Consider the following 25,478-nt stretch of genomic DNA (forward strand, 5'->3'; position numbering starts at 1 on the left):
CTTCGGGCTACGTGTAGGCCCGCATCGTCTCCGTGAGCGATTCCTCGAACTCCTCCAGCCGGACGCCGGCGGCGAGCGTGCGGCTGGCCAGGCTGTCGCGCTGGCGCAGCAGCGCCAGCTGCAGGTGTTCGGCGCCGATGAAGTCGTGGCCCAGGCGCCGGGCGATATCGCCCGCGGCGCCCACGATCCGGTGCCGCATCGCCGCGGGCTCGTAGTCGGCCGACCGCATCGCCTCGCCCAGGGCCTCGGCGAGGTCTCGGGGTTCGGCGCCGAGGCGGCGGAGTGTCTGTGTGGGTACGGCATCCGGATCGTCGAGGATCGCCAGCTGCAGGTGTTCCGGGCCGATATGCTCGTGCGCCCGCTCCCGCGCCACCGCCTGCGCGTAACCGAATATCCAGTTGGTGCGCGGGGTCAGGGTGAGGGTCGCGTCCGGGGTCTCCATCTGCTGATCATTGTGTCGGAGCGCCTTCCGGACAACCGTTTTCACTTATCCGCAGGCATTGACCCATTCGGACATGCCGTCGGCGAACAGCTGACGCTTCCAGATCGGGACCTCGTGCTTGATCCGGTTCACCAGCTCCGAGCAGGTGACGAAGGCCTCGGCGCGATGCGGCGCGGCGACCGCGACGGCGATGGCGAGATCGCCGACGGTGAGCGGTCCGACCCGGTGCACGGCGGCGACCGGCAGGCCCGCCGCGGCGGACACCTCGGCGCAGACCCGCCGCAGAAACACCTCCGCCTGCGGGTGCGCGGAATACTCCAATGCCGAAACCGCTTGGCCGCCATCATGATTGCGTACCTTGCCGGTGAACACCACGACGGCGCCGTAGGCGGGTCCGGTGACGGACTGCTCCACCTCGGACGGGTCCAGCGGCCGATCGCGGATCCCGGTGAGCCCTACGGCGTCAGTCATGGCTGCCTCCTCCGGCCACCTGGGCCAGCAGATGATCCAGAAGCGGTTCCAGCACTGCGATCCCGTCGCGCACCCCGCCGGGTGAGCCGGGCAGGTTGATCAGGACCGATCGGTCAGCCAGCCCCGCGACGCCGCGGCTCAGGGCCGCCAGTGGGAAGGTCGCCGTCCCGGCCAGCCGGATGGCCTCGGCGATGCCGGGCAGCTCGCGGTCCAGCACCGCCAGTGTCGCCTCGGGGGTGCCATCGGTGGGGGAGGCGCCGGTGCCGCCGGTGGTGATGACCAGGCCCGGCTGTCCGCTGAGCGCGTCCGTGAGGCCCGCCGCGATGTCGGCATCCGCGTACACCAGCGGTCCGCGCACCGAAAATCCCTGTCCCGCAAGCCAATCCACCAGAACCGGGCCCGTTTTGTCGACCCGCGTCCCCGCCGCCGCACCGGTCGATGCGACGACCACCACGGCCGACCGCGCACCCTCGCCGGCTCCTGCCGGGGTCGACCGCGGTCCACCCCCCGTCCCTCCGGGCGAGTCGGCCGCGGATCGTTCCCAATGTCCGCGCTTACCACCGTCTTTCGTCAGCAGTCGCACGCCGTTGAGGACGGCCGCCGGATCCACCGCCTTCACCATGTCGTGCAAGGTGAGCCCGGCGACGGCTACGGCGGTGAGGGCCTCCATCTCCACGCCGGTGGGGCCCTTGGTTTTTGCGGTCGCCTCGAGGGTGATCGTGTCGGCGGTGAAGGCGAAGTGCACGTCCACCGACGACAGTGCGAGCTGATGGCACAGCGGGATCAGTTCGGAGGTCTTCTTGGCGCCCGCGATCCCGGCGATGCGCGCGGTGGCCAGCACGTCGGCCTTCGGCATATCGTCGGCCTGCACGAGCTTCACCACCTCCGCCGTGGTCCGCAGCTCGCCCGCGGCGACCGCGACCCGGACGGTATCGGATTTGGCGCTCACATCGACCATGCGCGCGCGGCCCTCGGAATCCACATGGGACAGGGCCGGGTCGGCGGGGGTGCCCTCGCTCATAGTTCCCAGACTTTCACAATCGATCCCGCCGCCAGCTCGGTCACCTCCGAGGGTATGTCGATCAGCACATCGGCGTGTGCCATGGCCGCGATCAGGTGTGAACCGGGCCCGGAGACCTGCGCGATCCCGTCCGGCTCCAGCCGCCCGCGCAGGAACTGCCGTCGACCGGCCGGTGATCGCACCGAATCCAGTAGTGGCGCATCAACTTTCGTCACAGGAGGCAGTCCGCCGAGCACCCGCAGCACCGGCCGGGCGAAGACCTCGAACGACACCATGGTGCTGACCGGATTGCCGGGGAAGCTCAGCACCGGCACGCCGTCGACCACCGACAGCCCTTGCGGCCCACCGGGTTGCACGGCGACCGCGCCGAACTCCCCACCGGCGCCGGACAAGACGTCCTTCACCACCTCGAAGTCGCCCTTGGACACCCCGCCGGAGGTGAACACGACATCCGCGGACCCGGCCGCCTGACCGAGCGCGCGCCGGAACTCGGCCGGATCGTCGCGGCTGTGTTCGACCGAGACCACCTCGACCCCGTTGGCGGCCAGCGCAGCGCCCAGGGCGATCCCGTTGGAGTTGTAGATCTGCCCGGGCCGCAACGTTTCCCCCGCCGGGACGAGTTCGTCACCGGTGGTGAGTACCGCGGCGCGCACTCGTCGGAATACCGGCAGCGCGGGCAGTCCGACCGCCGCCAGCGCCGCGATATGCCGGGGTGCCAGCAGGGTTCCGGCGGGCACCAGCAGATCCCCGGCGCGCACATCGGTGCCCGGCTCGCGTACGAAATCGCCTGCCGTGCGGCCACGTTCGATGGTGACCGCGCCGTCGCCCGCGCGGGTGTCCTCCACCGGCACCACGCAATCCGCCCCCGGCGGGATCGGCGCGCCGGTCATCACCTTCACCGCGGTGCCGGGCGGCAGCGGCGCCTGCCCCGGCTGACCGGCGGCCACGACACCGGCCAGCGGCAGCGTCACGGGTGTCACGGACACCGACTCGGCCCGCACCGCGTAGCCGTCCATGCCCGAGTTGCGGAACACCGGCAGATCGACCGGCGCCCGCACCTCCTCGGCCAGCAGCCGCCCGAGGGCCTCGCCCATGCCCGCATCCTCGATATCGCGGACCGCGAGCGGCCGCAGCAACTGTTCGACACGGTCGCGGTGCTCCTCGACGGACCGGGCCGACGCGGTCGCGGGCTGGGCACTCATGCCTGCGCCTCGCCCGGGTCGGGTCCGCCATGCGCTGTGTTGCTGGCAAGCTCGCTCACGGCGCCAGCCTAGTCCCGGCGGATTTCGGTATCGGTTCGTACGTTCCTCCGAAGCATGTCCGAAACATCCGCGTGCGGGTTCCTCGAATCGTCCAGCGCTGTGCAGGGACGACGACGGCGCACGGTCTCACAGCCCGCCACCGTGCGGGCGTGAGATGAGAATGGCGGCCATAATGGTCGCGTGACGGTTGTTCTCATGGGGATTCCCGCCGTGCGGGGCGGGCAGCCCACGCTGGAGGGACGGCCCGACACGCCGCTGCTTGTCGACAGGTTCGGCCGCGTGGCCCGGGACCTGCGGGTTTCGATCACCGAGAAGTGCTCACTGCGCTGCACCTACTGCATGCCGGAGGAGGGCCTGCCCGCCATCCCCGCCGACGAACTGCTGTCGGCAGAGGAGATCGTGCGGCTGGTGGCTCTGTCGGTACGCGAGCTGGGGGTGCGGGAGGTCCGCTTCACCGGCGGCGAGCCGCTGATGCGCCGCGACCTCGAACACGTCATCGCCGGATGTCACGCGGTGGTCCCCGACACTCCGCTGGCCATGACCACCAACGGCGTCGGCCTCGAGCATCGCGCGCGGGCGCTCGTCGCGGCCGGTCTGGGTCGGGTCAACGTCTCGCTCGATACCGTCGACCGCACCGGCTTCGCCCGCCTGACCCGCCGCGATCGGCTCGACTCGGTGCTGTCGGGCATCCGCGCGGCCCAGCGCGAGGGCCTGGCCCCGGTGAAGGTGAACGCCGTGCTGATGCGCGAAACCCTTTCCGGCGCGGCGGATCTGCTGCAGTGGTGCCTGGACGAGGGGTGCGAGCTGCGGTTCATCGAGGAGATGCCGCTGGACGCCGATCACGAATGGGCGCGCGCCAGTATGATCACCGCCGCCGAACTGCTGGACGCGCTGCGCAGCCGGTTCACCCTGACCGAGATCGGCCGCCCCGATCCGGCCGCCCCGGCGGAGAACTGGCTGGTGGACGGCGGCCCGGCGAAGGTCGGCATCATCGCCTCGGTGACCCGCAAGTTCTGCGGCGATTGCGACCGCACCCGCCTGACCGCCGACGGCCGGATCCGCTCGTGCCTGTTCAGCGACCAGGAATACGATGTGCGTTCGGCGCTGCGCTCGGGCGCGAGCGACGACGAGATCGCCACGCTGTGGCGCGGCGCGATGTGGCACAAGTGGGCCGGGCACGGCATCGACGCCGAGGGGTTCGTGCCGCCGGAGCGCACGATGGGAGCCATCGGTGGTTGAGGTCCGCTATTTCGCGGCGATCGCCGATGCGGTCGGCAAGAGCAGCGAGCGCCTGGACCTGTCCGCCGAGGCGACGGTCGGCGACCTGCGCCGCACCCTGGCCGCCGCCTACGGCCCCGACCTCGAGCCCATGCTGAAGGTCTGCGCCTTCCTCCTCGACGACGAACTCACCCGCGACGAGTCCATGCCCCTCACCGCGCGCGTGGACGTCCTCCCGCCCTTCGCGGGCGGCTGAGAAAAATCCGGACCGATGTAGAAGAACTCGTCGGTCGTTCGTCGTCTCGGTGAGGGGAGTACCGAACTCCTCCGTGATGAGGAAGGATGACGGCATGTACTACCTGGCGCTTTTGTTCGGGCGTGAGGACGGGAGTGTGGAACCGGGCACCCCCGAGTTCGACGCCGAGGTCGCGCGCTATGCGGAGTTCGAGGAGCGGGCGGGCAGCGCGATCGCCGGTGGCGCCGCGCTGTTCCCGTCGGAGACCGCCACACATGTGCGGCGGTCCGGTGGGCAGACGCTGATCTCCGATGGGCCGTTCGCCGAGCAGGCCGAGGTCGTCGGCGGTTTCGATGTCTTCGACTGCGAGCATCTGGACGAGGCGATTCAGCTCGCCCGGCAGCTGCCCGCGGCGGAGCAGGGCGCGGTCGAGGTCCGGCCGATGGTGCAGTGGGACCCGCCGAAGGATCTGGGCTCCGACGGCTGGCTCGCACTGCTGTGGGAGAAGCCCGAGGCCGTGATCGAGCCGGGCACGCCCGCCTGGGATGCGGCGATCGTGGAACACCGGCGGTTCGCCGAGCAGGTCGGCGCGGCCGTCCGCGGCGGCGGGGCGCTGCAGCCGCCGTCCACTGCCACCACCGTGCGGGTCCGCGACGGCGACCTGCTGCTCAGCGACGGTCCGTTCGCCGAGTCCGCCGAGGTGGTCGACGGGTTCTACATCCTGTCCGCACCCGACCGGGCCCCGGCGCTCGAGTACGCGGCACAGATCCCGCTGGGCCCCACGGGCCGGGCCGAGGTACGTCGGATCGTCGACCTCGACGGCTGAGCGCGATGGGCCCGGCCGAGTACATCGATGCGGTCTACCGGACCGAATTCGGCCGGGCCATGGCCACCGTTGCCCGCCTGGTCGGCGATATCGGCATCGCCGAGGACGCGGTCCAGGAGGCTTTCGCCGACGCGCTGCGCACCTGGCCCGCGTCCGGTCCGCCCGCGAATCCGGGCGCCTGGATCACCACCGCGGCCCGCAACCGCGCGCTGGATCGGCTGCGCCGCGAATCATCCAGGGCCGCAAAAGAATACGTCGCCGAGATGAGTACCGCGCCGAGGGAGGAGCCGGAGGTGACACCGATCGCCGACGATCAGCTGCGGATGATCTTCACCTGCTGCCACCCCGCGCTCTCGCCCGAATCGCGGGTGGCGCTGACCCTGCGCCTGGTGTGCGGGTTGCGGACCGCGGAGATCGCCCGCGCCTTCCTGCAGCCCGAGCACACCGTGGCGCAGCGGCTGAGCCGGGCCAAGACGAAGATCCGGCAGGCCGGGATCCCGCTGCGAGTGCCGCCGGGACCCCTGCTGCCGCAACGGCTTCCGGGCGTGCTCTCGTGCATCTACCTGGTGTTCAGCGAGGGCTACTTCGCGACCTCCGGTCTGTCCGCGGTGCGCGACGAGCTGTGCGACGAGGCGATCCGTCTCGGCCGCCTGCTGTGCGGACTGCTGCCGGACGAACCGGAGGCCCGGTCACTGCTCGCGCTCATGCTGCTGAACGACAGCAGGCGGGCGCGACGGCGAGCGGCCGACGGTTCCCTGGTGCCGCTGGAGGACCAGGACCGCACCCGCTGGAACCGCTCGGCGATCCGGGCGGGCCTGAGCTGCCTGGTATCGGCGTCCGAACAGGGTGGCAGCGGGCCGTATCTGGCGCAGGCACGAATCGCGGCCGCCCACGCCGTAGCACCGAGTTGGGCCGCGACCGACTGGAAGTCGATCGTCGCCGCCTACGACGAACTGCTGCACTACACCGATTCCCCGGCGGTCCGGGTGAATCGCGCTGTCGCCGTAGGCTTCCTGCACGGCTTCGACCGGGGCCTGGCGGCGCTCGACGAGGTCGCCGACCATCCGCGCCTGGCCGGTTCGAACCTGGTGGCATCCACTCGCGCCGACCTGCTGCGCCGCGCCGGGCGATATCCCGACGCCGCCGCGCACTATCGGCTGGCCATCGAGCTGGCGAGTAACGATCAGGCGCGGCGTTTCCTGCGTCGACGCCTCGCGGAGGTCGAGTCGGCGGGTGCAGCCGGTTGACGCCGTCCGCAGTCCGCTCCCACGCACCGGGTCACGCCGATCCCGCAGGCACTGCCCACTGCGGGGGTCGACCGGTGAGCTCAGCGATAGTGTCGGAATCCACGTCGAAGTGGAGGGACGCGAGCCGGTTCGGCAGTGGTGGCCGCCAGCAGGTCGGCCGGACCACGCGCTATGCGGACATCGGCGTTTCGCTCAGTCGCGCCACCATGTGTCCAGCGGGGATACCGGGACCGCGCGCTTGTGGCGGGTCATGTGGAAGATCGACTCGATGCGGTCGGCCACCTCCGGGGAGACGTCCTTGCCCTCCAGGTAGTCGTCGATCTGGGCGTACTTCAGGCCGAGGGCGGTCTCGTCCGGCAGCGCGGGGCGCTCGTCCTCCAGGTCTGCGGTGGGGACCTTCTCCCACACGCTCGGCGGGGCGCCCAATTCCTGCAGCAGCGCCGCGCCCTGGCGCTTGGTCAGACCGGTCAGCGGCGTGACGTCCACGCCGCCGTCGCCGTACTTGGTGAAGAAGCCGGTGACCGCCTCGGCGGCGTGGTCGGTGCCGGCCACCAGCATATTGAGCTGCCCGGCGATCGAGTACTGGATGACCATGCGCTCGCGGGCTTTGATGTTGCCGCGCACGAAGTCCCGCAGCTGCGGCCGTTCGGCGAGCAGTTCGCGCAGCCCCTGCGCGGATTCGCCCGCTACCGCGTCGGCGCTCGGCTTGACGTTCACCGCGATCGAGCGATCGGGCCGGATGAACTCCAGCGCGATCTGAGCGTCGGCCTCGTCGGCCTGCACGCCATAGGGCAGCCGCACCGCCACGAAGGTGGCCGCCCGGCCCTCCGCGCGCAGCTCCTCGACGGCCAGCTGGCACAGCCGCCCGGTCAGCGTCGAATCCTGCCCGCCGCTGATCCCCAGCACGAAACCCTGTGCGGGCGTGGTCTTCAGGTAGTCCTTGAGGAAGTCGACGCGGCGGCGTACCTCGACCTTCGGCTCGATGACCGGCCGCACACCCAACTCGGCGACAATGCGTTCATGCAGGTTCCCCATGCCGTCACTCTACTGACGGCCGCGACGCGGGCGCCGCCGGGACGATCGCGCGCACCAGCCGCTCCCAGTGGTCGCCGATCTGCTCGGGGGAGTAGCCCAGCACCCGGGTCTGGTGCAGTACCAGGGCCGCGTCCAGCCCCGCCAGTAGCGAATCGGCCAGCAGCGGGATGTCGCCCTGGGCGCGGGCCTGCCGGAGCAGCAGGGCCACATGGGTTTTCATGATGTTGTAGGGCGCTCCCGAGTAGCGGCCGGATTCGTCGGCGGCCCGGCGCATCTCGCCCTCGACCTCGATCCCGGCCAGCCGCGCCCGCCCGAACGCCACCAGCCGCTCCACCGCCGGTGCGCCCGGGCCCAGCGGCGGCGGCCCGAACATGTAGGCGGCCTGCAGTTTTCGTTCGGACTGGTCCAGCAGCGCCAGCATCAGCCCGGCCCGGTTGCCGAACCGGCGGAACACCGTCCCCTTGCCGACACCGGCGCGCCGGGCGACCGCGTCCATGGTGACGCCGTCGGCGCCGTGCTCGCGCACCAGGTGCTCGGCGGCGTCCAGCAGCAGCTGCCGATTGCGGGCGGCGTCGCTGCGCTCGAGGTGTTCCTCGGCGACGGGCAGGGTGTGCGGCGGGCTCGGGATCGATGCCTCGAGCGGCAGGACCGCCGGCGCGTCACCGGGTTGCGGCGCGTGCACGTCGGCGGGAGGGTGTGTGTCGTGGTTCACAGCGGTGACCTCGAAGGCTGGGAATGAAAGCGGACTGCGGTCCGGTTATGGTGTCGTAGAAGCTTAGCCCACCGCACCATCGCACAAGGAGTGACCATGTCCCAGACCCGCCTTCTCGCTCTGGTCGGCAGCCTGCGTGCCGGATCGTTCAACCGTCAGCTCGCCGAGGCTGCCGCGCAGACCGCCCCGGAAGGTGTCGAGGTCGAGATCTTCGAGGGCCTCGGAGATATCCCTTTCTACAACGAGGACATCGATGTTCCCGGGCAGGAGCCCGCGCAGGCGACCGCGTTGCGCGACGCGGTGACCGCTGCCGACGGACTGCTGCTGTTCGTTCCCGAGTACAACGGCACCATCCCGGCCGCGCTGAAGAACGCCATCGACTGGGCCTCGCGCCCGTTCGGTGACGGTTCGATCAAGGACAAGCCGGTCGCCGTGATCAGCGGTTCCATCAGCCAGAACGCCGCCAGGTGGTCGCACGGCGACACGGTCAAGGCGCTGAACGTCGCCGGTGCCTCGGTGGTGGAGAGCGCGCACCTGCACTTCGGCACCATCGGCCAGCGGTTCGCGGAGTCGCACCCGCGCGAGGACGCCGAGGCGCTGACGCAGCTCGCGGCCGCGGTGCGGGAGCTGGTCGAGGTCGTTGCCGAGCGCGTGAACGCCTGACTTTCGACGCTTTCCGTCGCGCGGGGCCGCATCCTTCGGGATGCGGCCCCGCGTGTGTCGAGGCCGGATCGCCACCCGTATAGAATGTGAAAACCATTATCATTTAGGAGGTGGCATGAAGGTCCGCAACTCGCTGCGTTCGCTGAAGAGCAAGCCGGGCGCCCAGGTGGTGCGCCGACGCGGCAAGACTTACGTGATCAACAAGAAGGACCCTCGCTTCAAGGCCCGCCAGGGCTGACGCGACCCCCGCGACGGCGCGGCAAACCAGCCGCTCCGCCGTGGGGCAAACGCATGGCCGCTCGGCTGTGGGGTAAGCACGTGGCTGCTCCGCTGTGGGTAAGCACATGGCTGCTCGGCTGTGGGTAAACACTCAGCCACTCCGCCGTGGGTAGGCGCATGCCACTGGGCTGTGGGGTGGACGCATGGCCGCTCGGCCGCAGGGTAAACACATAGCCGCTCCGTCCCCCCTTGGGGGCGGAGCGGCTTCTCTGTAGCGCCGGGCGTGTCGGAGCCGTCGAGGCTGGCTTCGGGGCGGATGGGGCGTCTGTGACTGGTGAGCAAATTGAGTTTGCTGGGAGAGAGCTGCGACACGAAATCGTGATCCGCACCACTGCCGTGTCGGGTTGCGAATCAACTGTCCAGGTACTTGCACCGACCGAATTTCACCTTTGTGACTCGCAACATGTCGTGTTGGATGAATCTGTCGGCCACTAGGTGTAGTGTCTACAGCGCTGGAAGACGAAGCGGGCTCCGACCGGTTGCGGCACTCGCGACCTGGGGCTCCGGGCCCACTTCCAGGGGTTTGCGCAGTTATCAGTTGGATCTTGCGAGTCGTGCACTGCAGTCGGATTCAAGGCAAGGAGAGAGGGACACTCATGACCATCACCGTGTACACCAAGCCCGCTTGTGTCCAGTGCAATGCCACCTACCGCGCTCTCGACAAGGCCGGCGTCGATTACGACGTCGTCGACATCTCCGAGAACCCCGAGGCCCGCGACTACGTCATGGCGCTGGGCTACCTGCAGGCCCCGGTCGTCGTCGCCGGCGACGAGCACTGGTCGGGCTTCCGCCCCGACCGCATCAAGTCGCTGCTGACCCAGGCGGCCTGATTCCGGCCGAGGCATGCCGGAAACAATCCGGGATGCTCTGACGCTGGAATGACGGGGCGCCGACTTTCATCCGACAATGGGGAAGGGGGAGTGGCCATGGCCGATCTGGTCTACTTCTCGAGCGCGTCGGAGAACACGCACCGCTTCGTGGAGCGGCTGGGCCTCCCGGCCGTTCGCATTCCGCTCCACACCGCCGAATCGCTTCGCGTCGACGAGCCCTACGTACTGATCTGCCCCACCTACGGGGGCGGTCGGCACGTCCTGGGTCGTAACCGATCCGACAAGGAATTCGTGCCCCGCCAGGTGGCCAAGTTCCTCAACGATCCGCACAATCGTGCGCTGTTGCGCGGCGTCGTCGCGGCCGGCAACACGAACTTCGGCGATACCTACTGCTATGCGGGAGAGGTGATCTCGCGCAAGGCCGGGGTGCCGTACCTGTATCGCTTCGAACTCATGGGAACCGCCGAGGACGTTGAACGCGTCCGAGAGGGATTGGGATTGTTTTGGCAACGACAACAGCACCGGCCGGAAAGACGGCCCGCCTAGAGCGTCCGGTGACGGGCGATTCGTCGACCGAGGGCATGGACTACCACGCCCTGAACGCGATGCTGAACCTCTACGGTCCCAACGGCGAGATCCAGTTCGACAAGGACCGCGAGGCCGCGCACCAGTACTTCCTCCAGCACGTCAACCAGAACACCGTCTTCTTCCACAACCTCGACGAGAAGCTCGACTACCTCATCGAGGAGAACTACTACGAGCCCGAGGTCCTCGACCAGTACAGCCGGGCGTTCGTGAAGAAGCTGTTCCAGCAGGCCTACGGCAAGAAGTTCCGGTTCCCGACCTTCCTCGGCGCGTTCAAGTACTACACCTCGTACACGTTGAAGACCTTCGACGGCAAGCGCTACCTGGAGCGCTTCGAGGACCGGGTCTGCATGGTCGCGCTGACCCTGGCCGCCGGTGACGAGGTGCTGGCGTCCGAACTGGTCGAGGAGATCATCGACGGCCGCTTCCAGCCCGCCACGCCGACGTTCCTCAACTCGGGCAAGAAGCAGCGCGGCGAGCCGGTGTCGTGCTTCCTGCTGCGCATCGAGGACAACATGGAGTCCATCGGGCGCTCCATCAACTCCGCGCTGCAGCTGTCCAAGCGCGGCGGCGGTGTCGCGTTGCTGCTCAGCAACATTCGCGAGCACGGCGCGCCGATCAAGAAGATCGAGAACCAGTCCTCGGGTGTCATCCCGATCATGAAGCTGCTGGAGGATTCGTTCTCCTACGCCAACCAGCTGGGCGCGCGGCAGGGCGCCGGTGCGGTGTATCTGCAGGCGCATCACCCCGACATCTACCGCTTCCTCGACACCAAGCGCGAGAACGCGGACGAGAAGATCCGCATCAAGACCCTGTCGCTGGGCGTGGTGATCCCGGACATCACCTTCGAGCTGGCGAAGAAGAACGAGGACATGTACCTGTTCTCGCCGTACGACGTGGAGCGCATCTACGGCGTGCCGTTCGCCGATATCAACGTCACCGAGAAGTACTACGAGATGGTCGACGACCGGCGCATCCGCAAGTCGAAGATCAACGCGCGCGAGTTCTTCCAGACCATCGCCGAGCTGCAGTTCGAGTCGGGCTACCCGTACATCATGTACGAGGACACGGTGAACCGGGCCAACCCGATCGCGGGCAAGATCACCCACTCCAACCTGTGCTCGGAGATCCTGCAGGTCTCCACGCCGTCGGTCTACAACGACGATCTGACTTACGCCACGGTGGGCAAGGACATCTCCTGCAACCTGGGCTCGCTCAATATCGCCAAGACCATGGACTCGCCCGACTTCGGCAAGACGGTGGAGACGGCCATCCGCGCGCTGACCGCGGTGTCCGACCAGACCCACATCTACTCGGTGCCGTCGATCGAGCAGGGCAACAACCAGTCCCACGCCATCGGCCTCGGCCAGATGAACCTGCACGGGTACCTGGCGCGCGAGCGGGTCCACTACGGCTCCGAGGAGGGCGTGGACTTCACCAACATCTACTTCTACACGGTGGCCTTCCACGCGATCCGGGCGTCGAACCGGCTGGCCATCGAGCGCGGGCAGTACTTCGGCGGCTTCCCCGAGTCGAAGTACGCCAGCGGCGAGTACTTCGACAAGTACACCGAGCAGGTCTGGGAGCCGAAAACCGAAGCCGTGCAGCGCCTGTTCGCCGACGCCGGGGTGCACATCCCGAACCAGGACGACTGGCGGGAGCTGCGGGCCTCGGTGATGGCGCACGGCATCTACAACCAGAACCTGCAGGCCGTGCCGCCGACCGGCTCGATCTCCTACATCAACCACTCCACCAGCTCGATCCACCCGGTGGCGTCGAAGATCGAGATCCGCAAGGAGGGCAAGATCGGGCGCGTCTACTACCCGGCGCCCTACCTGGACAACGACAACCTCGACTACTTCGCCGACGCCTACGACATCGGCTACGAGAAGATCATCGACACCTACGCCGCGGCCACCCAGCACGTGGATCAGGGCCTGTCGCTGACGCTGTTCTTCAAGGACACCGCCACCACCCGCGACGTCAACCGCGCCCAGATCTACGCGTGGCGCAAGGGCATCAAGACCCTCTACTACATCCGCATCCGACAGATGGCCTTGGAGGGAACCGAAGTCGAGGGCTGCGTCAGCTGCATGCTGTAGCCCTCAACCGGGGAGCAGGCCCAGCGCGGCCAGCTCCCCGGTGAGGCGGGTGGTCGAGCCGGTGACCAGGCGTGCGCCCGCCTCGCTCGCACTGTCGCGCCGGGCGGCCGAGATGCCGAAGACACTGGTGTAGACGATCATCGGGGTCGAGATGTCGCGATCGCGCACCTCCTCCAGCAATCGCCGCCCAGCATCCGAGACGCGCACACCGTTCTCGGTGCGGCCCCAGTCCGTCACGATGGCGCCGTAGCCGCGCCCCTTGTCCAGCAGGGTCAGCGCCTCGGCGGTGGACCGTGCGATATCGACGCGAATTCCGTTGCGCTCCAAGCGGTCCACGATGAGGGCGCTGTTCTCCGGCTTGTCGTCCACCCAGAGCACGGCGTTCGCCGTGGGCTCGCGGCGGCTACCCGGGCCGCTCTGCTCGGCCCCGGCATCCTCACGAGGGCGCTCGGTGACCGGCGGGGTTGCCGACCGTGCCCGCAGCCCCCAGCGACGCGATCGAGCGGTCGGGCGGGCACTGCCGGGGGCTGCGGCGCCGAATGCGCCGGGATCCCCGTAGGCGGACGGACCGTCGTCCTCATCGGTCGGCGGTTCGCCGTAGACGGGACCCGTCGGTACCGGAGTGCCGAAGTCGATCTCGGCGGGCGGCGGGTCGGCGTCGTCCGATCCGGCGGAGGGTGCACCGGCCGCTGGTGCGGCACGGACATCGGCCGCACCCGATTCGTCTCCTGCCAGGAGTTCTCCGGTGTAAGGGGCGGGCGCGTCCGGCCGGGGCGGCGACCAGGCGTAGGCCGGTGTCGGCGGGGACGACGAGCGCGCCGACCGGAGGTTGGCGACCTCCTGCTGCAGCCTGCTCAGCTGCGTCTGCAGGTCGGCGATCATGTCGTCCTGCTGGTCGCTGAGCTCCTTCATGCCGATCTCCTGACCGCCCACGTTCAGCGTGAACTCGCGGCGCTCGGCCGAGCGGATCACCCGGCCCACCGGGCCGCGGAACATCAGCAGTGCCACCAGGAACAGCACCGGCCACAGCAGTGTGGCAACGGAACTGAGGATCTCATGCACGGGTCCCCCACAGCGTTCGTCTGTTGTCCACCGAGACAACATATTTCGGACGCGAGAAGATTATCCGCGGGCACGAGCCGGGGCAACGCACATCGCACATTCGCATATCCTGCGGTGCTGCCGCCGTGGCGTGCGCCCATCATCCTCCAGTGTCAGAACACGCACGAGGGAGGACCTCGAGCCATGGTGGACGGACGCCGGACGGGGTGTGACGGCAACCAAGGTCGCGCCGGGAATGACGCGGCGCGCCGTGATGTTATACGCCTGTCGGCGTGGCGTACGCGGTATTCGAGTATGCTGCCCCGGAATGCAATATTGCGTCATCGGCGGGCCAGTCGCCGATGGCTGCGTTCGTCGAAGGGCGGACGACGCACACGAACGGCTACGACGATGAGGAGGTGGGTTGCTATGCGTAGCGAGCCCCCCAGTCGAAGGCCGCGCGGCGTCGCCTTCATGATCTGCCGATAGTTCGTCGGCGGTAGGGGCGGCGCCCCGCGGTGTGATGATCCGGTTCCATTTCCGCTCCATGCCGTAGTGCTGCATGCCGTTGTGCCGAGGTTCTGCCATGTCGCCGACCGATCTGTCCGTCGCCGCTCCCGTGCTCCCCACTGCCGAGCCGACGTCCACCGAGTCCGTGTCCACCGAGTCGATGCCGCAGTTCCCCCAGGGCGAGTCGCTGCGCGACATCGTCGACTGCCACCGAGTCGACGCCACCCTGGCGTGGCTGGACAATCACCCGCCGCACCTGATCGCCGACGAACTCGCGCGCATGGACGCGGTGCAGGCCGGTCTGGCCTTCCGCCTGCTCGACAAGGACAGCGCGCTGGCGGTGTTCGAGGAACTCGAGCCCGTCGATCAGCAGCAGATCCTGTCCGGCCTGCGCGGCCAGGCATTTCGGGAACTCGTCGAGGAGATGGATCCCGACGACCGCGCCCGGATGCTGCGCGAGGCCCCGGCCAAGGTCGCCAAGAAGGTGCTGGCCGGGCTGAGCCCCCGCGAGCGCCGCATGACCGCCGCTCTGCTCGGCTATCCGGAGGGTGCCGTCGGCCGGTACATGACACCGGAGGTCGTCGCGCTGCCGCGGCAGGTGAGCGTCGCCCAGGCCCTGCAGATGGTGCGGGTGAAGGGCGTCGGCGCGGAGACCGTGTATACGCTGCCGGTGGTGGATCTCGGCCGACGGCTGATCGGCATCGTCGAGCTGCGCGAGCTGGTGCTCAGCGCGCCCGAGGCCATGGTGTCCGATCTCGTCGTCACCGAGCCGGTCTTCGTGCGGGCCACCGATTCGGCCGAGAAGGCCGCCCGGTTGATGCGCGAGACCAACCTCATCAACCTGCCCGTGGTCGACAGCGAGGACCGGCTGGTCGGGCTGCTGACCATCGACGACGCCGTCGAGGTGATCGAGGCCGCCGACAGCGAGGATGTGGCGCGGCAGGCCGGTACCATGCCGTGGGCCGGTCACTACATGGCGGCCGGGGTGTTCCAGCTGGCCCGGTACCGGGCGATGTGGCTGATGCTGCTGCTGGTGGCGGCGACCCTGACGGTCTCGGTGACCGACGCCTTCGAGGCCACCCTCGCCCAGGCCGCGCATCTGGCGCTGTTCATTCCGCTGCTGATCGGCGCCGGTGGCAACGCGGGCGCGCAGGCGGCGACGTCGTGTGTGCGCGCGCTGGCCGTCGGCGAGGTCCGGGTATCGGACCTGCTGCGGGTGATCTGGCGCGAATGCCGGGTGGGCCTGGTGCTGGGGTCGATGCTGGCCGTGGTCGGGATGGTCATCGGCGGCATCTTCGTCAGCGCGCAGATCGCGTTGGTCGTGGGCATCACCCTGATCGTCATCTGCGGCTGGGCGGCGACCATCGGCGGCACCATGCCGCTGCTGGCGAAGAAGCTCCGTATCGACCCGGCGGTCATCTCCGCGCCCATGGTCACGACGCTGGTCGACGCCACGGGGCTGATCATCTACTTCACCACCGCCAAGGTAGTGCTGGGCATCTGAGCGGCGGGCCTTCCGATCTTCCAGCGCGTCATTCCGGCGTGCGCCCGTGGTGCGGAAACGACTTTCAGGCGTCGTCCGCGGCCAGCTGGCGGGCCAGCGCCCAGATCACCAGCACATCTATGGCGATGATGACCAGCGCCCAGAATGGGTACATCGGGGCGAAGATGAAGTTGGCGAGCACGCTGAGCGCGGCCATCACGATGCCGCCGAGGTAACCCCAGCTCTTACCGTTGACGATGCCGACTCCCGCGATGAGCAGCAGCGCGGCGATCACCACGTGCAGCCATCCCCAGCCGGTGAGGCTGATACGGAAGATCTCGTCCTCGTCGACGACGAACACCGCGCGCTCCGCGATGGCGGCGATGCCCGTGAGCAGGTGCATCACACCGGCGATGAGCAGGAGGACACCGGAAAAGATCGTCCAAGAGCTCACCGAGCGACCGGACCGGATCGTGCCGGGAACTGCCATTGCACTGACTCCTTTCGAACAACACACGGGTGGTGATCGAACCGAGCGGCATCGCGACGCCGTGATGCCGTGTCTGGCAAACTGCGAGCATCCAATAGCGTACGCGGGGTTGACCTGTCATGCGCGGCACGATGTGCTGTGATGGTCGGCATGGCGTGCGGGGGCGCGGGTGTGGGTCGGCCCACGTCGGAGGCATTTGCGCAGGACGGGGGAGACACAAGGTCTTGTGCTGCAAGGGGTTGTCGCCCCCAAGTAGTAGTGTTTTCCCGTACGGGAAATCTGTACGGTCCGGCTAGGTGAGAAGGGTGAGTGAGCGGCGCGTGAAGCTGATCGACCGAGTGTCTGCGATCAACTGGAATCGGGTGCCCGACGAGAAGGACGCCGAGGTCTGGGACCGGCTGGTAGGCAACTTCTGGTTGCCCGAGAAGGTTCCGGTGTCCAATGACATTCCGTCGTGGAACACGTTGAGTCCGCACGAAAAGCAGCTGACCATGCGGGTTTTCACCGGCTTGACGCTGCTGGACACCATTCAGGGCACGGTCGGCGCGGTGAGCCTGATCCCGGACGCGCTGACCCCGCACGAGGAGGCGGTGTACACCAACATCGCGTTCATGGAGTCGGTACACGCCAAGAGCTACAGCTCGATCTTCTCCACCCTGTGCTCCACCCGCGAGATCGATGACGCCTTCCGCTGGTCGGAGGAGAACCGGAACCTGCAGCGTAAAGCCGAGATCGTCCTCGAGTACTACAACGGCGACGAGCCGCTCGAGCGCAAGGTGGCCTCCACGCTGCTGGAGAGCTTCCTGTTCTACTCCGGCTTCTACCTGCCGATGTACTGGTCCTCGCGGGCCAAGCTCACCAACACCGCCGACCTGATCCGCTTGATCATCCGCGACGAGGCGGTGCACGGCTACTACATCGGCTACAAGTACCAGAAGGGTCTGGAGAGCCTGACCGAGGCCGAGCAGACCGAGCTGAAGAACTACACCTTCGAGCTGCTGTTCGAACTGTACGAGAACGAGGTCGAATACACCCAGGACCTCTACGACGAGGTCGGCCTGACCGAGGACGTCAAGAAGTTCCTGCGCTACAACGCGAACAAGGCGCTGATGAATCTCGGCTACGAGGGCCTGTTCCCCAAGGACGAGACCGACGTCAACCCCGCGATCCTGTCCGCGCTGTCCCCCAACGCCGACGAGAACCACGACTTCTTCTCCGGCTCGGGCTCCAGCTACGTCATCGGCAAGGCGGTGAACACCGAAGACGAGGACTGGGACTTCTGAATTGCGCTCGCCACCGGGAATGGAGCCTCAGGTCGGTGGCAGGCGCTGGGTGAACAGCACTTTGCCCGTCGCATCGCACAGGTTGACCGTCAACTCCCTGCTCTTGCCGTCGATGAGCACCTCGCCGAAGTGCTGGAAACCGTCCAGCGGCGAGGTGTTCTGCACGGGCGGGGCGTTGACGAAAACGGCTGTGGGGCCGAAGGTTCCGTCGAGTTCGTTGGGGCCGAACGCACCGGCGTTGAGCGGGCCGGAGACGAACTCCCAGAACGGGTCGAAGTCGGTGAAGGCGGCGCGCTCCGGCGAATAATGATGCGCGGCGGTGTAATGCACGTCCGCGGTCAGCCATACGACGCCGGTGACCTTGTTCGCCTGGACGGCCGACAGCACCCGGGCGATCTCGGTCTCGCGCCCTGACGGCGCGCCCGGGTCGCCGTTCGCCGGGCCCTCGAAGGCGGTGGTGTTCGGCTGTTCGCCGTCCTTCACGACCAGGCCCAGCGGCAGGTCGTTGGCGATGATCTTCCAGGTGGCCTTCGATTCCCGCAGCGAGTCGATCAGCCACTGGGTTTGCCTGGGGCCGAAGATCTTTCCGTCGGGGGAGCGGTTGGCGTCGTTGGCGTCCTTGTAGGTCCGCATGTCGAGCATGAACACGTCCAGTAGCGGGCCGTAGGGGATCTTGCGGTAGAGCCTGCCGTCGACGGCCTCCGCGGGGTCGAGCGGCATCCACTCGTGGAATGCCTGCCAGGCGCGCTGCGCCAGCACGTCCATGCTGCGCTCGGTGTAGCCCTTGGTCGCGGCGACCGTGCCGCCCGGGTACCAGTTGTTGACCGTCTCGTGGTCGTCCCACTGCACGACCTGCGCCGTCGAACTGGTGAAGCGCCGGTAGTTGTCGTCCAGCAGGTTGTAGGCGTACTGGCCGCGGAACTGCTCGAGGGTCTGGGCCACAGCGGTTTTCGGCTCGGTGACCACGTTGCGCCAGACGCGCCCGTCCGGCAGCGGCACCGACTCCTTCAGGGGACCGTCGGCATAGATGGCATCGCCGGAGTGAATGAACAGGTGCGGGTCGCGGGCGGCCATGGCCGAGAAGATCTTCATGCCGCCCAGGTCCGGATTGCTTCCCCAGCCCTGGCCGACGACGTCGCCGGACCACAGCAGCCGCAGATCCGACGCCGCCGTCGGCACGGTGCGGAATACGCCCGTGAGCGGTTCCGAGGTCGCCCCGCCGTCGCCCTCCAGCGTCACCCGGTAGTGCACCTGCTGCCCGGCGGGCAGTCCGGCCAGCCGCAGTCGACCGGTGCCGTCGGTCGCGGGGGTGAGGGTCGGGCCCTCGAATCGCCTTGTCTCGGTGAAGTTTTCGGTCGCGGAGGTCTCCACGATCAGCTTGGCCGGGCGGTCGGAGCGGGCCCAGATCAGCGCACCGTCACCGCGCGGATCGCCGACAGCCACGCCGTGCGTGAGGCCCCGCCGCTCCCGCGCCAACCCGGGGCCGTCCGACGAGCACGCCACCAACCCCGGCGCGGCGACGAGCCCCACCGCGGTGGAGCGGAGCAGGGTCCGTCGCGAGATACCTGGTTGCGGAGCGTCGGTCATGGCTCGCACCCTGTCCAAGCCAACGCAACACAATCTGAACGGCTGTTATCCGGCAAACCAACTCTCCCCAAAGCGACCGAACAGTCCCTACCTCGGTCCGCGACATCCAGCTCCCGGCACGGGGTGCGGGAACGGTGGTGGGGGCTCGGATGACAGGATCGAGGGATGACCGATGCGCCGCAGATTCTGGCAGGAGTCCCGGGCTCGTTTCCACACGGCGTGTTCCACGAGCGTCATCCGAAGCTGATCGAGCAGGTGATCGGCGCGCATCCCTATGGGCATGTGGAGCAGACGGCGCTGCGGAAGTTGCTGGCCGAGAGCGTCGCGGGGGTGGTCGAACCGCTCGAGACCGACGCGGGGGACGGCGCGCGGTGGCACGAGTGGGGACGGGACATGTGGGGGCGGCCGTGGGGCGAGGCGTCGTTCCTGTGGGCCGAGAGTTACTTCTACCGGCGGTTGCTGGAGGCGGTCGGGTATTTCGGCTCGGGCGTCTGGCGCGGTGTCGACCCCTTCGGTCCCACCAAGGCCGCCGAACTGTCGAGCCCGGCCGTCGCCGACGAGGTGAACGCACTCGCCGACCTGGCCGATGCGCCGGAGGACAAGAAGCGCGACGCGCTGCTGGTCTCGGCGCTGTGGGGCAACCAGGCCGATCTCGGGTTCCAGCTGACATCCGAATCGGGCGCCCGGGACGAACGGCTGCTGGTCGACGACAGTCCGGTGCTTTGGGCGACGCTGGCCGCCGCGGCCGATCCCGATGTCTGCCTGGTGGCGGACAACGCGGGTCGGGAACTGCTGCCCGACCTGATCCTCATCGATCACCTGCTCACCAGCGGGGCGGCCGCCCGGGTCACGATCTATCTCAAGCCGCAGCCGTACTACGTCTCCGACGCGACCATGGCCGACCTGCTGGCCGCGGTGCGGGTATTGCGGGACAGCGACGCGGCCGAGGCCGCGCGTGCGGGGGAGCGGCTGTGGCAGGCGATGAACGAGGGTCGCCTGGTCCCGCGCACCCACGAATTCTTCTGTGCCCCACTGTCGTTCCACGACCTGCCGGAAGACCTCGCGGTCGAGTTCGCGTGCGCGGCGATGACGATCCTCAAGGGCGACCTGAACTACCGTCGCCTCCTCGGCGACCGCGACTGGCCTCCGACCACACCCTTCGCCGACCTCACCGCCTACTTCCCGTCGCCGGTCACCGCCTTGCGCACGCTGAAGTCCGATGTCATCGCGGGTCTGTCCGCCGAGCAGGTCGCCGATCTCGACGCCACGGGCCGGTCCTGGCGTACCAGTGGCGAACACGCCCTGATCCAGGCCCGGTAGGCGGCCGACAGGCGTCGGATCCGCCGTTCAGGCTTGTTGACCTGCTACTTCTATGAAATCAGACCGTCTCGAGACGTGTCATGAACCCCGCGCTAGTATTCGAATATGCGTTCGAACGAGGAGGGTGAGTTACCTCGGACCGAAGGCACGGAGCCCGAGCTGCAATACCCGAACGAGACCGGCTATTACTACCGGGCGCTCACCTATCCGCCGCGCCCGGTGTGGGTCCGTCTCGACGCCCTCCTCGTGCGTGATCCGGGCATGCCACGTCACATCAACGGGGCCGGGCTGGATATGACGGGGGAGCGCCCCGGCACCCTGACGCACTGGGTGCCGAGCCTGAACGGCGACTGGCTGGGGCGGGTGAATTTCTCGATCCCCTACGGGGACGGCCGCCCGCCACTGCACCTGACCGACCAACTGGTCCCCGCCTACGCGCTACGCCCCCGCAAGAGCGCACGCCGCCATCCCGAAGAGGTCGGGGACGCGGATGCCTCCCCCTGACAACCTACGCCCACGGCGATCTTCCCCCGGGCATGCCCTTTACTCATTCCCAGGGCGTGCCTCTCCTCGTTCCCTGGGTGTGTCTTCTCCTTGTTCCCTGGGTGTGCCTTCTACTCGTTCCCCGGGCGTGCCTTCTTACTCGTTCCCCGGGCGTGCCTTCTTACTCGTTCCCCGGGCACGCCTCTACTCGTTCCCCGGCGTGTTTTTGGCCGGGGCTCAGTCGGTGACGAAGCTGTTGAGCGACTTGGCCAGGTCCGTCAGCAGCGCTCGGGCGGCGGTGAGGCCGGTGCCGTGCCAGATCGCGTCGTCGACGGCGAAGTCGCGCTTATCGATGACGGCGCTGACCTTCTCCCAGTCCGGGCCCTTCATCACCTTCTCGCCGTGGGCCTTGCCGTCGGGGCCGTCGAACATCAGGTAGACGATGTCGCCCTCGATCTTGTCGCGGTCGTCGGCGGACGAGAGGCTGCTGACGCTGAACGAGGCCCCGCGCTGCGCGACGGGACGCTGCACCCCGGCGTCGGCGAGCACCTGCCCGGCGAAGCTGTCGTCGCCCTGGACCTGGATATCGGCGGAGGGCGTGAAGCGGATGATCGACGCCTGCGACAGGTTGGCCGCGACCGCGGCGCCGGTATCGCGGGCGGCGGTCCGATAGTCCGCCAGCGCCGTTGCGCCCGCGTTGCTGCGGCCCATCGCCTCGGCGTAGCCGGTGAAGGTCGCCTGCCAGTTGCCGGGGCCCACCTGCACCGTGGGGGCGATCCCGCGCAGCGCGTCGACGCTGCCGTCGCCGCCGAGGATCAGGTCCGGCCGCAGGCCCGCGATGGCCTGGACGTCGGGTGCGCCGATGCTGCCCACGCCCGGAATCTTCTGCACGCCCGTGCCCATATAGGTCGGCTGCGGGCTTTCCCCGGCGAGCGTGGTGGCGCCGACCACGCGCTCCCACAGCCCCAGAGCGCACACGGCATCCAGCGCCGTGGTGTCGAGCACGACGATGCGCTGCGGGTCCGCCGGTACCTGGGTGGGTCCGGCGGGCTGGGAGACGGTGTGGGCGCCCGACCGCTGATCCGGCGCCGAGGGCAGCGCGCACGCGGTGCGGGTATCGCGCTCGATGCCGACCACGGCGGCCCCGGCGATATTGGTCGTGGTGCGCACGATGCTGGCGTCGTCGTGCGACCCCTGGGCGCAGCCCGCGACCAACGCCACGGCGGCGGCCGCGGCCAAGCTACCGGCGCGCAAACGCCGAGCATGGCGGCGGTGGCGGGCTCTGGTGTTTCGGGTGGAGTCGACCTCGATCACCGGCATGCGGGGAAGGGTACACAGCCGCCCCGACATCACCACAACGACGACACCCGCGGCGGTCGAATACGACACAGAGTAGGACCGGGCGCGATGCGCTGTGGCAGCACGGTTTACGATGCGTCGTAGCGCATTGCCGTACCTAATGGAGGATCAGTGACTGCTGTAGAGCCCCAGCCAGTCCCGAAGTTGGAAGCGACTCGGCCGTACCCACCACGTCTGGGGCCGAAGGGGTCGTTCATCTACAAGGCTGTCACCACCACCGACCCCAAGGTCCTCGGTGTGATGTACCTGGTGACGGCGATGTCGTTCTTCATGATCGGCGGCCTGATGGCGCTGCTGATGCGTGGCGAGCTGGCCCGCCCGGGTCTGCAGTTCCTGTCGCCGGAGCAGTTCAACCAGCTGTTCACCATGCACGGCACGATCATGCTGCTGTTCTACGCGACCGCGATCGTGTTCGGTTTCGCCAACATCGTGCTGCCGCTGCAGATCGGCGCCCCCGATGTCGCGTTCCCGCGCCTGAACGCCTTCAGCTACTGGCTGTACCTGTTCGGCGCCTCGATGGCGACCGCGGGCTTCATCACCCCCGGCGGCGCCGCCGACTTCGGCTGGACCGCCTACACCCCGCTGTCGGATATCGTGCACTCGCCCGGTGTCGGCGCCGACCTGTGGATCATGGGTCTGGCCGTCTCCGGCCTGGGCACCATCCTCGGCGGCGTCAACATGCTGACCACCGTGGTCTGCCTGCGCGCGCCCGGCATGACCCTGTTCCGGATGCCGATCTTCACCTGGAACATCGCCGTCACCAGCGTGCTGGTGCTGCTGGCCTTCCCGCTGCTGACCGCCGCCCTGATGGGCTTGGCCTACGACCGGCACCTGGGCGGGCACATCTACGATCCGGCGTCCGGCGGTGCGCTGCTCTATCAACACCTGTTCTGGTACTTCGGGCATCCCGAGGTGTACATCATCGCGCTGCCGTTCTTCGGCATCGTGTCCGAGATCTTCCCGGTCTTCAGCCGCAAGCCGATCTTCGGATACACCACGCTGGTCTACGCGACCCTGGGCATCGCGGCGCTCTCCATCGCGGTGTGGGCGCACCACATGTACGCCACCGGTGCGGTACTGCTGCCGTACTTCTCGTTCATGACGTTCCTGATCGCGGTTCCGACCGGTGTGAAGTTCTTCAACTGGATCGGCACGATGTGGAAGGGGCAGTTGACGTTCGAGTCACCGATGTTGTTCTCGGTGGGCTTCATCGTCACGTTCCTGTTCGGTGGTCTGTCGGGTGTCATCCTGGCCAGCCCGCCGCTGGACTTCCACGTATCCGACACCTACTTCGTGGTCGCGCACTTCCACTACGTGCTCTTCGGCACCATCGTGTTCGCGACCTTCGCGGGAATCTATTTCTGGTTCCCGAAGATGACCGGCCGAATGATGGACGAGCGCCTGGGCAAGTGGCACTTCTGGGCGACCATGGTGGGCTTCCACACCACGTTCCTGGTGCAGCACTGGCTGGGTGCCGAGGGCATGCCGCGCCGCTACGCGGACTACCTGCCCACGGACGGGTTCACGCTACTGAACACGATCTCCACCATCGGCGCCTTCATCCTCGGTGCCTCGACGCTGCCGTTCATCTGGAACGTCTTCAAGAGCTACCGCTACGGCGAGGTGGTGACGGTGGACGATCCATGGGGCTACGGTAACTCGCTGGAGTGGGCCACGACCTGCCCGCCGCCGCGGCACAACTTCTATGAGCTGCCGCGGATCCGGTCGGAGCGTCCGGCGTTCGAGCTGCACTACCCGCACATGATCGAGCGGATGCGCGCCGAGGCGCACGTCGGCTGGGGTGGGAAAGCGCACCACGTCAAGGAGCTCGACAAGGTCTCGAGCTAGCTGTTGTGGGTCGTGACGTTGGTGACGGCGAGGGTGGGGTGAGCTGAAAGAGGCGGTTCTTTCAGCGGCAGGATGTGAAGCGCCAACTCACACATCAGCCACGAACGAAAGAACCGCCGTGTCCCACCGTAATGCCCCGCTCACCCTCGAGGGCCGTCACCGGCTCGTCCAGCGTTGTCGGTCCCGCCCGATCGCTCACGTCGCCGCGGAGATGGGTATCTCCCGGCAGTGCGCGTCGAAGTGGGTCAACCGATTCCGCCGCCACGGTGAACTCGGGCTGCTCGATCGGTCCAGCGCGCCTTACCGGTCACCGGCAGCCACGCCGTTGCAGGTCATGGCCCGGATCGAAGTGCTGCGGCGGACCCGGAAGTGGTCGGCGCGCCGCATCGCGCTCGAGCTGGCAGGCGAGGGTGTTTCGGTGTCGGTGCGGACGGTGGGCCGGCATCTGGTGCGCCTGGGGTTGAACCGGCGCCGCTTCCTGGATCCGGGCGGTGAGGCCAACCGGGTACCACGGCCGATCGTGGCACGCCGGTCCGGGCACATGGTCCATGTCGATATCAAGAAAGTCGGTCGGATCCCCGACGGTGGCGGCTGGCGCGTGCACGGCAAAGGATCGCTGCAGCACAAGGCTTCTCGCGCGGTCAACCGGCGCACCAGGCCCGGCTACACGTTCCTGCATTCCGCGGTCGACGGCTACTCGCGCCTGGCCTACACCGAGGCACTGCCCGACGAGAAAGCTGTCACCGCAATCGGTTTCGTGTTCCGGGCGCGGGCGTTCTTCGCCGCGCACGGCATCACGCGGATCGAGCGGATCGTGACCGACAACGGCGCCTGCTACAAGGCACACGATTTCGCCAGGGTGCTGCTCGGGGCCCGGCATCAGCGGATCACGCCCTACACACCGCGGCACAACGGGAAGGTCGAGCGCTACAACCGGATCTTGGCCGAGGAGTTCCTCTACGCGCGTGAATGGACCTCGGATCTGCAGCGCGAGCAGGCACTACAAGTCTGGAACGTCCATTACAACTATCATCGACCGCAATTCGGCCGTTGGGAACCGGCCGCCGGCCAGCCGACTCCGCACCGGCGTCACCAACGTCACGGCCTCATACAGCTAGCCAGAAATTGCGAACCTGCGGCGGCCGT

Annotated in this window: 24 protein-coding genes and 1 pseudogene; 15 read left to right on the forward strand and 10 right to left on the reverse strand. The window is 68.1% G+C overall.

The features are described from left to right. Positions 1-7: 7 nt before the first annotated feature. From ACYVLQ_RS16355 to ACYVLQ_RS16370, 4 genes are read right to left on the reverse strand one after another with little or no spacing between them, the layout of a single operon-like run. The gene (locus ACYVLQ_RS16355; protein ID WP_460698341.1) at positions 8-442 is read right to left on the reverse strand and encodes a Clp protease N-terminal domain-containing protein; all 435 of its coding nucleotides are present in this window, start codon (positions 440-442) and stop codon (positions 8-10) included. Between the two features lie 45 nt (positions 443-487). Beyond that, on the reverse strand, positions 488-913 hold the full coding sequence (locus ACYVLQ_RS16360) for a molybdenum cofactor biosynthesis protein MoaE (protein WP_460698342.1): 426 nt from the start codon (positions 911-913) through the stop codon (positions 488-490). Continuing rightward, positions 906-1,934 (reverse strand): bifunctional molybdenum cofactor biosynthesis protein MoaC/MoaB, encoded by a 1,029-nt coding sequence (moaCB, locus tag ACYVLQ_RS16365; RefSeq protein WP_460698343.1) that lies wholly within the window; start codon positions 1,932-1,934, stop codon positions 906-908. The genes ACYVLQ_RS16360 and moaCB overlap by 8 nt, the downstream gene beginning before the upstream one ends. After that, complete coding sequence (locus ACYVLQ_RS16370) at positions 1,931-3,136, reverse strand: molybdopterin molybdotransferase MoeA (protein ID WP_460698344.1); 1,206 nt, start codon at positions 3,134-3,136, stop codon at positions 1,931-1,933. Before ACYVLQ_RS16370 ends, moaCB begins: the two co-directional genes overlap by 4 nt. Before the next feature lie 240 nt (positions 3,137-3,376). Between ACYVLQ_RS16370 and moaA the strand changes: the two genes are divergently transcribed. From moaA to ACYVLQ_RS16390, 4 genes are all read left to right on the forward strand, one after another. Continuing rightward, positions 3,377-4,435, forward strand: coding sequence for a GTP 3',8-cyclase MoaA (gene moaA, locus ACYVLQ_RS16375; protein ID WP_460698345.1), 1,059 nt, complete (start codon positions 3,377-3,379; stop codon positions 4,433-4,435). Beyond that, on the forward strand, positions 4,428-4,670 hold the full coding sequence (locus tag ACYVLQ_RS16380) for a MoaD/ThiS family protein (RefSeq protein WP_460698346.1): 243 nt from the start codon (positions 4,428-4,430) through the stop codon (positions 4,668-4,670). The genes moaA and ACYVLQ_RS16380 overlap by 8 nt, the downstream gene beginning before the upstream one ends. Before the next feature lie 94 nt (positions 4,671-4,764). Continuing rightward, positions 4,765-5,475: a YciI family protein gene (locus ACYVLQ_RS16385; protein WP_460698566.1), complete on the forward strand. Its 711-nt coding sequence runs from the start codon at positions 4,765-4,767 to the stop codon at positions 5,473-5,475. Positions 5,476-5,480: 5 nt separating this feature from the next. Beyond that, positions 5,481-6,722, forward strand: a complete 1,242-nt coding sequence (locus tag ACYVLQ_RS16390) for an RNA polymerase sigma factor (RefSeq protein WP_460698347.1) — start codon at positions 5,481-5,483, stop codon at positions 6,720-6,722. Between the two features lie 192 nt (positions 6,723-6,914). Here ACYVLQ_RS16390 and nadE read toward each other — a convergent pair whose 3' ends face one another. Together nadE and ACYVLQ_RS16400 are read right to left on the reverse strand one after the other, a co-directional pair. Continuing rightward, positions 6,915-7,757, reverse strand: coding sequence for an ammonia-dependent NAD(+) synthetase (nadE, locus tag ACYVLQ_RS16395; protein ID WP_460698348.1), 843 nt, complete (start codon positions 7,755-7,757; stop codon positions 6,915-6,917). Between the two features lie 4 nt (positions 7,758-7,761). Then, positions 7,762-8,385 carry a TetR/AcrR family transcriptional regulator gene (locus tag ACYVLQ_RS16400; protein ID WP_460698567.1) on the reverse strand — a complete coding sequence of 208 codons (624 nt, stop codon included), beginning with the start codon at positions 8,383-8,385 and terminating at the stop codon, positions 7,762-7,764. A 180-nt stretch (positions 8,386-8,565) separates the two neighbouring features. Here ACYVLQ_RS16400 and ACYVLQ_RS16405 point away from each other — a divergent pair, with 180 nt between their 5' ends. From ACYVLQ_RS16405 to nrdE, 5 genes are all read left to right on the forward strand, one after another. Continuing rightward, the gene (locus ACYVLQ_RS16405) at positions 8,566-9,132 is read left to right on the forward strand and encodes an NAD(P)H-dependent oxidoreductase (RefSeq protein WP_460698349.1); all 567 of its coding nucleotides are present in this window, start codon (positions 8,566-8,568) and stop codon (positions 9,130-9,132) included. A 115-nt stretch (positions 9,133-9,247) separates the two neighbouring features. Then, positions 9,248-9,370: a type B 50S ribosomal protein L36 gene (gene ykgO / locus ACYVLQ_RS16410; protein WP_025348247.1), complete on the forward strand. Its 123-nt coding sequence runs from the start codon at positions 9,248-9,250 to the stop codon at positions 9,368-9,370. Positions 9,371-10,007: 637 nt separating this feature from the next. Continuing rightward, a complete protein-coding gene (locus ACYVLQ_RS16415; RefSeq protein ID WP_068014192.1) occupies positions 10,008-10,241 on the forward strand; it encodes a redoxin NrdH in 234 nt (77 codons plus the stop codon). A gap of 96 nt (positions 10,242-10,337) precedes the next feature. Beyond that, the gene (gene nrdI / locus ACYVLQ_RS16420) at positions 10,338-10,787 is read left to right on the forward strand and encodes a class Ib ribonucleoside-diphosphate reductase assembly flavoprotein NrdI (protein WP_460698350.1); all 450 of its coding nucleotides are present in this window, start codon (positions 10,338-10,340) and stop codon (positions 10,785-10,787) included. A gap of 35 nt (positions 10,788-10,822) precedes the next feature. Beyond that, positions 10,823-12,928 (forward strand): class 1b ribonucleoside-diphosphate reductase subunit alpha, encoded by a 2,106-nt coding sequence (gene nrdE, locus ACYVLQ_RS16425; protein ID WP_460698568.1) that lies wholly within the window; start codon positions 10,823-10,825, stop codon positions 12,926-12,928. 3 nt (positions 12,929-12,931) lie between these two features. Here nrdE and ACYVLQ_RS16430 read toward each other — a convergent pair whose 3' ends face one another. Next, entirely contained in the window at positions 12,932-13,990 is a 1,059-nt protein-coding gene (locus ACYVLQ_RS16430; protein ID WP_460698351.1) for a response regulator, read from the reverse strand. A gap of 565 nt (positions 13,991-14,555) precedes the next feature. Between ACYVLQ_RS16430 and mgtE the strand changes: the two genes are divergently transcribed. After that, entirely contained in the window at positions 14,556-15,983 is a 1,428-nt protein-coding gene (gene mgtE, locus ACYVLQ_RS16435) for a magnesium transporter (protein WP_460698352.1), read from the forward strand. 64 nt (positions 15,984-16,047) lie between these two features. Here the strand turns inward: mgtE and ACYVLQ_RS16440 are convergent, their stop codons facing one another. Continuing rightward, positions 16,048-16,452, reverse strand: coding sequence for a DUF7144 family membrane protein (locus tag ACYVLQ_RS16440; protein ID WP_460698353.1), 405 nt, complete (start codon positions 16,450-16,452; stop codon positions 16,048-16,050). Between the two features lie 320 nt (positions 16,453-16,772). On the opposite strand from ACYVLQ_RS16440, the gene nrdF reads away from it, so the two are divergent. Continuing rightward, the gene (gene nrdF / locus ACYVLQ_RS16445; protein ID WP_460698569.1) at positions 16,773-17,735 is read left to right on the forward strand and encodes a class 1b ribonucleoside-diphosphate reductase subunit beta; all 963 of its coding nucleotides are present in this window, start codon (positions 16,773-16,775) and stop codon (positions 17,733-17,735) included. A 27-nt stretch (positions 17,736-17,762) separates the two neighbouring features. Here nrdF and ACYVLQ_RS16450 read toward each other — a convergent pair whose 3' ends face one another. Continuing rightward, a complete protein-coding gene (locus ACYVLQ_RS16450; RefSeq protein WP_460698354.1) occupies positions 17,763-19,322 on the reverse strand; it encodes an alkaline phosphatase D family protein in 1,560 nt (519 codons plus the stop codon). Between the two features lie 165 nt (positions 19,323-19,487). On the opposite strand from ACYVLQ_RS16450, the gene ACYVLQ_RS16455 reads away from it, so the two are divergent. Together ACYVLQ_RS16455 and ACYVLQ_RS16460 are read left to right on the forward strand one after the other, a co-directional pair. Then, positions 19,488-20,642: a damage-control phosphatase ARMT1 family protein gene (locus ACYVLQ_RS16455; RefSeq protein WP_460698355.1), complete on the forward strand. Its 1,155-nt coding sequence runs from the start codon at positions 19,488-19,490 to the stop codon at positions 20,640-20,642. Between the two features lie 105 nt (positions 20,643-20,747). Beyond that, positions 20,748-21,146 (forward strand): hypothetical protein, encoded by a 399-nt coding sequence (locus ACYVLQ_RS16460; RefSeq protein WP_460698356.1) that lies wholly within the window; start codon positions 20,748-20,750, stop codon positions 21,144-21,146. 216 nt (positions 21,147-21,362) lie between these two features. Here ACYVLQ_RS16460 and ACYVLQ_RS16465 read toward each other — a convergent pair whose 3' ends face one another. Continuing rightward, entirely contained in the window at positions 21,363-22,445 is a 1,083-nt protein-coding gene (locus tag ACYVLQ_RS16465) for an ABC transporter substrate-binding protein (RefSeq protein WP_460698357.1), read from the reverse strand. A 150-nt stretch (positions 22,446-22,595) separates the two neighbouring features. On the opposite strand from ACYVLQ_RS16465, the gene ctaD reads away from it, so the two are divergent. Continuing rightward, complete coding sequence (gene ctaD, locus ACYVLQ_RS16470) at positions 22,596-24,332, forward strand: aa3-type cytochrome oxidase subunit I (RefSeq protein WP_460698358.1); 1,737 nt, start codon at positions 22,596-22,598, stop codon at positions 24,330-24,332. A gap of 118 nt (positions 24,333-24,450) precedes the next feature. Beyond that, positions 24,451-25,450, forward strand: a pseudogene (locus ACYVLQ_RS16475) (IS481 family transposase). Positions 25,451-25,478 lie beyond the last annotated feature (28 nt).

The sequence above is a fragment of the Nocardia thraciensis genome (assembly GCF_054782435.1).

Coding starts and splice junctions, on each gene's coding strand:
- ACYVLQ_RS16355 (WP_460698341.1), bottom strand. CDS start 442: ATGGAGACCCCGGACGCGACCCTCACCCTGACCCCGCGCACCAACTGG.
- ACYVLQ_RS16440 (WP_460698353.1), bottom strand. CDS start 16,452: ATGGCAGTTCCCGGCACGATCCGGTCCGGTCGCTCGGTGAGCTCTTGG.
- nrdI (WP_460698350.1), top strand. CDS start 10,338: ATGGCCGATCTGGTCTACTTCTCGAGCGCGTCGGAGAACACGCACCGC.
- ACYVLQ_RS16460 (WP_460698356.1), top strand. CDS start 20,748: ATGCGTTCGAACGAGGAGGGTGAGTTACCTCGGACCGAAGGCACGGAG.
- ACYVLQ_RS16405 (WP_460698349.1), top strand. CDS start 8,566: ATGTCCCAGACCCGCCTTCTCGCTCTGGTCGGCAGCCTGCGTGCCGGA.
- ACYVLQ_RS16465 (WP_460698357.1), bottom strand. CDS start 22,445: ATGCCGGTGATCGAGGTCGACTCCACCCGAAACACCAGAGCCCGCCAC.
- ACYVLQ_RS16415 (WP_068014192.1), top strand. CDS start 10,008: ATGACCATCACCGTGTACACCAAGCCCGCTTGTGTCCAGTGCAATGCC.
- ACYVLQ_RS16360 (WP_460698342.1), bottom strand. CDS start 913: ATGACTGACGCCGTAGGGCTCACCGGGATCCGCGATCGGCCGCTGGAC.
- ACYVLQ_RS16450 (WP_460698354.1), bottom strand. CDS start 19,322: ATGACCGACGCTCCGCAACCAGGTATCTCGCGACGGACCCTGCTCCGC.
- ykgO (WP_025348247.1), top strand. CDS start 9,248: ATGAAGGTCCGCAACTCGCTGCGTTCGCTGAAGAGCAAGCCGGGCGCC.
- ACYVLQ_RS16455 (WP_460698355.1), top strand. CDS start 19,488: ATGACCGATGCGCCGCAGATTCTGGCAGGAGTCCCGGGCTCGTTTCCA.
- moaCB (WP_460698343.1), bottom strand. CDS start 1,934: ATGAGCGAGGGCACCCCCGCCGACCCGGCCCTGTCCCATGTGGATTCC.
- nadE (WP_460698348.1), bottom strand. CDS start 7,757: ATGGGGAACCTGCATGAACGCATTGTCGCCGAGTTGGGTGTGCGGCCG.
- ACYVLQ_RS16385 (WP_460698566.1), top strand. CDS start 4,765: ATGTACTACCTGGCGCTTTTGTTCGGGCGTGAGGACGGGAGTGTGGAA.
- ACYVLQ_RS16370 (WP_460698344.1), bottom strand. CDS start 3,136: ATGAGTGCCCAGCCCGCGACCGCGTCGGCCCGGTCCGTCGAGGAGCAC.
- nrdE (WP_460698568.1), top strand. CDS start 10,823: ATGGACTACCACGCCCTGAACGCGATGCTGAACCTCTACGGTCCCAAC.
- ACYVLQ_RS16390 (WP_460698347.1), top strand. CDS start 5,481: ATGGGCCCGGCCGAGTACATCGATGCGGTCTACCGGACCGAATTCGGC.
- mgtE (WP_460698352.1), top strand. CDS start 14,556: ATGTCGCCGACCGATCTGTCCGTCGCCGCTCCCGTGCTCCCCACTGCC.